Here is a 7,077-nt window from a genome sequence, read left to right as displayed (position 1 = left end):
CACTGAGGCGGAACCACGAACTCTCGATGTGAGTGCACTCGAGGTTGCCGTACTCGACAGCAATCGTCCACGCCGTGCGTTCAAACGGATCGCTGGAACGGTTTTGGAAGAGATGCTTCCAGCTCCGGCAGCAGTCGAGGATGCGCCGCCGGCAAACGGCGACGCACCCTCGTAGATACTCCGTAGGTCTGGGAGTTACTGCAGGTCTGGAGTTACTGAGTGACTCGGTAGACGGCCACCGCGCCCGGTTCGGTGTCGAAATCGAACCGGCGCGCGTCTGCCACCACTTCACCGTCGGTGGCGATGGCTACCGGTGAATCGGCGACTCGAACCGACATCGACGAGACGAGTTCGCGAACGTAGACCCGCGAGCTGCCCAATGTTCCTGTGGCAGCCGCAAACAGCAGACGTGAGCGCGAGAATTTCTTGTCCGCGCGCAGATAGCGGACGTCGAGTAGTCCAAGGTTCATCTCCGGACGCGACATCGGCACCTGATCGGCGGGGGAGTACCGCCCGTTTCCGACGAACAGCATCCAGATTGTGGTCCGCTTCCCGTCGATGGTCACCGTCATCGGCTCCGCCGCTGCGAGAACCCGGATCATCGCGGCTCCTGCGGCCGGCCACTTACCGAAACGCGGTTCCCATTTTTCCCTCAGGCGCACAGCATCCGGGTATCCACCGAGGCTGGCTGTGTTGAGAAACCGTGCAGTCACTCCGGAATCCGTGCGCACCACCGCGTGGTCGACGAATGCCGCCTGACCGGACTCGACTGCCTGTGCGGTCTCCTCGACATTCACCGCCCCGACGTCGCGGGCGAAATGGTTCAATGTTCCGCCGGGAAAAACCGCAAGTGGTAGCTCGTGCTTTGTCGCCGCGGTCGCGACCGTGACCACTGTTCCGTCGCCGCCGCATACACCCAACGCTTTCGGCGAGAGCTCGGGGATCTTGGCATCGATCTGCATGTCGAAGTCGATGTCCGCGTCGAACTCGTAGACGATCGCTTCCGGTAGTAGTTCTCGAATCGATTCCACGATCCCGTCGTCCTCGGAGCCTGAACCAGGATTGGTGAAGACCAACAAGCCTTCTCCGCGCGGGAGCGCGGGAACCACGCACTCGGGTCCGAGTTCGGCGGGTTCTTCGTCCCGCACCGCCCACCAACGACGCGTGCCGGCAGCGATAGCACCGCCGACCGCGAGGCCTGCGAAGACGTCGGACGGCCAGTGGACTCCGTTGTGAACGCGTGAGTACGCCACTGCTGCGGCCAGTGGTGCGAGAGCAGCTCCAGCAACCGGGGACTCCATGGCCACTGCCGCGGTGAATGCCGCTGCCGAAGACGAATGTCCGGAGGGGAACGAGGACGACGTCGGAATGTCGACGCCTCGCTTCGGGCTCAGCCAGACGCGTGCCGGTGGGCGTCGGCGGGGAAAGAGGGGCTTGAGTATGCCGTTGGCCAGCGCGCTGGAACCGGCCAGTGCGAGCAGCCCGCGTGCTGCTGCCCTACGGGGCCGCCCGCCGATCATCGCGAGCAAGGCGGCGACAACCATCCACAAAACGCCGTGATCGGCGGCTCTGGAGAGAAACCGCATGGTCGGGTCGAGCACGGAAGGGCGCAGTGCTCCAGTGCTTTCCATGACTTTGACGTCGCTTCGGACAACTTTTCGGCGAATAAGGCTCACACCGTCACACTATGCTGCCGCCCGACGTTGTCGAGTCGTGACTTACGACGCGATCGAAGTACACGGGTGAACCTCGCATTCTGGTTGTACTGTCGAAGTGTGCAGAGACGAATCATGGGTATCGAGACGGAATTCGGCGTTACCTGCACCTTTCACGGGCACAGGAGACTGAGCCCCGACGAGGTTGCTCGTTACCTCTTCCGTCGTGTCGTGTCGTGGGGTCGCAGCTCCAACGTCTTCCTCCGTAACGGAGCCCGCTTGTACCTGGATGTGGGTTCGCACCCGGAGTACGCGACGGCCGAGTGCGACAGCCTCATCCAGCTGGTCAATCACGACCGTGCCGGTGAGCGTGTGCTCGAAGAACTGCTGATCGACGCCGAGGCGAGACTCGCCGAGGAGGGTATTGGTGGCGACATCTATCTCTTCAAGAACAACACCGACTCGGCCGGAAACTCGTACGGCTGCCACGAGAACTTTCTCGTCGCGCGCGCCGGTGAGTTCTCCCGCATTTCGGATGTCTTGTTGCCGTTCCTCGTCACGCGCCAGTTGATCTGCGGCGCCGGAAAGGTACTGCAGACTCCGAAGGCCGCGACGTTCTGCCTCTCGCAGCGCGCGGAACACATCTGGGAGGGCGTCTCGTCGGCTACCACTCGCTCCCGTCCGATCATCAACACCCGCGACGAACCGCACGCGGACGCCGAGAAGTACCGCCGCCTGCACGTGATCGTCGGCGATTCGAACATGGCCGAAACGACGACGATGCTCAAGGTCGGTTCTGCCGCACTGGTGCTCGAGATGATCGAAGCCGGGGTGTCGTTCCGCGATTTCGCGCTGGACAACCCGATTCGTGCCATCCGCGAGGTCAGTCACGACGTGACCGGTAAAAAGCCGGTTCGCCTTGCTGGTGGACGTCAGGCCAGTGCTCTCGATATTCAGCGCGAGTACCACGCCAAGGCGGTCGAACATCTGCGTAACCGCGAACCGGACCCGCAGGTGGAGCAGGTTGTCGATCTCTGGGGTCGCACCCTCGACGCCGTCGAAGCTCAGGATTTTGCGAAGGTCGACACGGAGATCGACTGGGTCATCAAGCGCAAGCTGTTCCAGCGATACCAGGACCGTCACGGTTTCGATCTGTCCGATCCCAAGATCGCGCAGCTCGACTTGGCGTACCACGACATCAAACGCGGCCGGGGCGTCTTCGACGTTCTCCAGCGCAAGGGCTTGGTCAAGCGGGTCACCGAGGACGAGACGATCGACGACGCCGTCGAGAATCCGCCGCAGACCACGCGCGCCAAATTGCGGGGCGACTTCATCACCGCAGCCCAGGCAGCAGGCCGGGACTTCACAGTCGACTGGGTTCACCTCAAGCTCAACGATCAGGCGCAGAGAACGGTGCTGTGCAAGGACCCGTTCCGCTCGGTCGACGAGCGTGTCGAGCGTTTGATCGCTTCGATGTAGGTCACCCAATTACACTATTAACAACCCAGCAGGTCTTTTTTGCGGCGACGCGCCGGGCACTAAAGTGTCCGGCGCGCGTTCGGTTATCGGATAGCCACTAGGATTTCGGCGTGGCGACATCAAAAATCGAGCGGTTGATGAACCTGGTGATCGCATTGCTGTCCACCAGACAGTTCCTCACGGCGGAGAAAATCCGTGACAGTGTGGCCGGGTACAACGATTCCGCGAACTACGAAGCGTTCAGTCGCATGTTCGAGCGCGACAAGAACGAACTTCGTGACCTGGGTGTCCCGTTGGAAACCGGTCTGGCAGGACGTTTCTCGACCGTCGAGGGGTATCGGATCAATCGCAATGCCTACGAGCTTCCGGACGTGGACCTCACCAGCGAGGAATCTGCTGCTGTCGCCGTCGCAGTGCAGTTGTGGGAGTCGCCGGAACTGATTTCGGCAGCCCAGAGTGCACTACTCAAACTCCGAGCGGCCGGCGTCCAGGTCGACTCAGAAGTCAGTGCCGCCCCGGTCACCGCGATTCCGGCACGCACTCGCGGTTCGGAGCCCGCGCTCGGCAAGCTGCTTGCAGCGGTCGACGCCGGCCGAGCAGTTCATTTTCAGCACCGCGGCGCATTGAACGAACCGTTCACCGAGCGCACCGTCGAACCGTGGGGCGTCGTCACGCACAACGGCAAGTGGTACCTGGTCGGGCACGACGTCGACCGTGATGCGGTGAGGACCTTCCGGCTCTCACGGATCGGTGACGACGTCAGGGAGTTCGGCCCGGCCGGTTCGGTTCACAAACCTGAAGGTGTCGACCTTCGCGAGGTCGTCGATCGCGTGACCGGTTCGGGCGTCGTGACCGGGACGGCTACGGTGTGGGTCGCAGACGGCCGCGCCCATGAGCTTCGGCGGCTTGCGACGTCGTCGTCCGAACGGCGGTTGACCGATCGCGACGGCAGCGTACTGGCCATCCCCGTTCGATCCTGGGAATGGACCGCTCGGTTGATCGCCGGTCACGGGTTGGACGCATTGGTGCTGGACCCACCGGATTTGCGTGCTGAGGTCGTCGCGAAGCTGCGCGCCGCCGCGGCGAGCCCGATCACCGGCAATGGACAGGGGGACCACTGATGAGCAATCGACTGTCGTCGCGGTTGGCACGGCTGCTCAACCTCGTGCCCTACTTCATCGCGAATCCTGGCATCAGTCCCGCCGAGGCCGCCGAGGAGCTCGGTGTCAGCACCACTCAACTGATGACCGACCTCAATCAACTGTGGGTGTGCGGACTGCCCGGTTATGGTCCCGGTGATCTCATCGACCTGTCCTTCTCCGAGGAAAGTATCGAGGTCACGTTCTCGGCCGGGATCGATCGCCCGTTGCGCCTCACCTCGACGGAGGCGACGGCGTTGCTGATCGCCCTGCGGTCCTTGGTGGAAATGCCCGGCATGGTCGATCCGTCCTCGGCGCAGCGTGCCATCGCGAAGATCGAGGACGCAGCAGGCTCGGCCGCGGCACGAGCCATCGGTCAGGACCGGGACACATCGCCGGCGCCGGACATCGCCGAAGACCCGATAGCAGCGACGGTCAGAGCCGCGCTCGCAGACAAGACCGCCCTGCGATTGACGTATTACTCCGCCTCGCGTGACGCGGTCTCCGAGCGCATCGTCGACCCCGTTCGTATCGTGTTGGTCGACAACTACAGCTACCTCCAGGCGTGGTGCCGTCAAGCCGAGGGAGTGCGGTTGTTCAGATTCGATCGGATCGACGCCGCCGTCCAACTCGACGAGCCCGCCGACCCGCCGCCGCAGGCCCTCGAGGAGGATTCGAATCTCGAATTGTTCAGCGGCGACGGTTCCCTTCCGGAAGCGCGGTTGTTCATCACCAAAGAGTGGGTGTGGATGCTCGACTACTACCCGTTGGACGTCGAGCACGTGAACGACGACGGGTCGGTCGAGGCGACGATGAGTTTCGGAACACTTGAATGGATGGCAAGGCTGGTGTTGGGATTCGGTGATGGCGTTCGGGTCCTTCATCCGCCGGAACTGGTCTCCGAAGTCCATGATCGAGCCGTTGCGGCGCTCGACGCCTATGACGTAATCGGTTCGTAAAACTTCGGGAAACTTCACGTTCAGTGAGTTCGCAGGAAACAAACAGGTAAAAGGTAGCTGAAGTAAGTGCTTTGGCACCTCCGAGCGCCGGTTGTGTCCGGTAGCATCGAGGAATCTGATCATGGGAGGTCGTTATGGGTGCAATGCAGCCGATGCATTGGCTGATTGTCGCTGTTGTCGTCGTAATTCTGTTCGGGTCGAAGAAGCTTCCCGATGCAGCACGCGGTCTGGGTCGTTCCCTCCGCATCTTCAAGAGCGAAGTCAAGGAAATGCAGAACGACGATGCGGCGCCCGCAAGCGCGCCGGTCGCACAGCCTGCTCCGGCACAGTTGCCGACGGCCAACACCGCGGTGGTCGCAAACGGTGCAGCAGCACCTGTTGCGCAGCCGACCGAAGTCAAGCCGCTCTAGTACACACTGCGTTCTAGCCGGGGTGAAATATTCGTTCACCCCGGTTGTCTGCTGACCAAGACCAGGATGCACAGTGCGTATTCCGTTAGACCCGCGTAACCGCAAGCGGAAGGTCAACCCAGACGGCACCATGTCGTTGGTCGACCACCTGTACGAATTGCGGACTCGTTTGTTGTTCGCATTCCTCGGCGTGATCATCACCACGGCGTTCGGCTTCTTCTGGTATTCACACTCGATACTCGGTCTCGAAAGTCTGGGCGATCTGCTTCGCGGACCGTACTGCGAGCTTCCGTCCGAGAGTCGCGCCAACCTCAGCACCGACGACGCGTGCCGATTGCTGGCGACCGGGCCGTTCGAGCAGTTCATGCTGCGATTCAAAGTGGCGCTCACCGCCGGCATCGTTCTTGCCTGCCCGGTGTGGCTTTACCAATTGTGGGCATTCATCACCCCGGGCCTCTACGCCAAAGAGCGTCGCTACGCGGTCGGATTCGTCACCGCAGGTGCCGCTCTCTTCATTCTCGGCGCAATCCTGGCGTACCTCGTCGTGGCGAAGGCTTTGCACTTCCTCCTGACCATCGGTGACAACGTCCAGATCACCGCGCTCAGTGGTTCGGAGTACTTCGGCTTCATCATCAATCTGCTGCTCATCTTCGGCGTCAGCTTCGAAATTCCACTGCTCGTCGTCGTGTTGAACTTTGCCGGCATTCTGACGTACGAGCGTTTGAAGGCCTGGCGTCGAGGATTGATCTTCGGGCTCTTCGTATTCGCTGCAGTTGCCACGCCAGGGTCGGATCCGTTCTCGATGTTGGCGCTCGCGCTGGCTCTGACGCTTCTCTTCGAGGTCGCGGTACAGATCGCTCGCCTCAACGACAAACGTAAGGCCAAGCGCGCCGGTGAAGACTGGGGCGCACTGTCCGACGAGGAAGCTTCCTCCATCTCGGCTCCGTCCGATCTGAACGAGGCTTTCGACAATCCGACCAAACCCAAGGCCGAATCGAGTGGATTGTTCGGACGTAAGTCCAAGTCCAAGGCTCCGGTCGCGGAGAAATCCGACACCGCCGGCGACAACGCGCCCGGCCAGGATTTCACTGACACTCTCTGAGCGCCGTGCCACCACGTCGGCGGCGTGTGAAACCCTGACGAGGTGGTTATGAACAAGAGTGAACTGAGCACGTTCGCGTCCAGCCTGAAGTTCGAACTCGATCCATTCCAGGTGAAGGCATGCGTTGCGCTCGAAGCGGGCCACGGCGTCCTTGTCTGCGCGCCGACCGGTGCAGGCAAGACCGTGGTCGGCGAGTTCGCTGTCCACCTGGCTCTCGCGGCGGGCCGCAAGTGTTTCTACACGACGCCGATCAAGGCGCTGAGCAATCAGAAGTACGCCGAACTCGTCGAGCGGTACGGCCCCGGCGAAGTCGGTCTGCTGACGGGTGATTCG

At 62.0% G+C, this 7,077-nt stretch carries 7 protein-coding genes; 6 read left to right on the top strand and 1 reads right to left on the bottom strand.

Translation table 11 applies throughout. The features are described from left to right. Positions 1-212: 212 nt before the first annotated feature. On the bottom strand, positions 213-1,631 hold the full coding sequence (locus RWT78_RS26570) for a phosphatase PAP2 family protein (RefSeq protein ID WP_314681999.1): 1,419 nt from the start codon (positions 1,629-1,631) through the stop codon (positions 213-215). A gap of 144 nt (positions 1,632-1,775) precedes the next feature. On the opposite strand from RWT78_RS26570, the gene pafA reads away from it, so the two are divergent. The 6 genes from pafA to RWT78_RS26540 all read left to right on the top strand — a co-directional run. After that, on the top strand, positions 1,776-3,134 hold the full coding sequence (gene pafA / locus RWT78_RS26565) for a Pup--protein ligase (protein WP_007729869.1): 1,359 nt from the start codon (positions 1,776-1,778) through the stop codon (positions 3,132-3,134). 110 nt (positions 3,135-3,244) lie between these two features. Next, positions 3,245-4,255 (top strand): YafY family protein, encoded by a 1,011-nt coding sequence (locus RWT78_RS26560; protein WP_003944939.1) that lies wholly within the window; start codon positions 3,245-3,247, stop codon positions 4,253-4,255. Next, the gene (locus RWT78_RS26555) at positions 4,255-5,232 is read left to right on the top strand and encodes a YafY family protein (protein WP_003945022.1); all 978 of its coding nucleotides are present in this window, start codon (positions 4,255-4,257) and stop codon (positions 5,230-5,232) included. The genes RWT78_RS26560 and RWT78_RS26555 overlap by 1 nt, the downstream gene beginning before the upstream one ends. A gap of 134 nt (positions 5,233-5,366) precedes the next feature. Further along, positions 5,367-5,642 carry a Sec-independent protein translocase subunit TatA gene (gene tatA / locus RWT78_RS26550; protein ID WP_003944836.1) on the top strand — a complete coding sequence of 92 codons (276 nt, stop codon included), beginning with the start codon at positions 5,367-5,369 and terminating at the stop codon, positions 5,640-5,642. Between the two features lie 73 nt (positions 5,643-5,715). Beyond that, positions 5,716-6,744 carry a twin-arginine translocase subunit TatC gene (gene tatC, locus RWT78_RS26545; protein ID WP_003945030.1) on the top strand — a complete coding sequence of 343 codons (1,029 nt, stop codon included), beginning with the start codon at positions 5,716-5,718 and terminating at the stop codon, positions 6,742-6,744. A 48-nt stretch (positions 6,745-6,792) separates the two neighbouring features. Beyond that, the coding region (locus RWT78_RS26540) for a DEAD/DEAH box helicase (RefSeq protein ID WP_314681995.1) at positions 6,793-7,077 on the top strand (285 nt) is incomplete at its 3' end.

Source organism: uncultured Rhodococcus sp., assembly GCF_963525155.1.
GTDB lineage: Bacteria > Actinomycetota > Actinomycetes > Mycobacteriales > Mycobacteriaceae > Rhodococcus_F > Rhodococcus_F qingshengii.
Note: the sequence above shows the minus strand (reverse complement) of the source record. Positions and strands in the feature narration are given on the sequence as shown.

Bases quoted from the DNA above. Each gene is read 5' to 3' on its own strand.
- RWT78_RS26570 (WP_314681999.1), bottom strand. From the start codon at position 1,631: ATGGAAAGCACTGGAGCACTGCGCCCTTCCGTGCTCGACCCGACCATG.
- RWT78_RS26555 (WP_003945022.1), top strand. From the start codon at position 4,255: ATGAGCAATCGACTGTCGTCGCGGTTGGCACGGCTGCTCAACCTCGTG.
- tatA (WP_003944836.1), top strand. From the start codon at position 5,367: ATGGGTGCAATGCAGCCGATGCATTGGCTGATTGTCGCTGTTGTCGTC.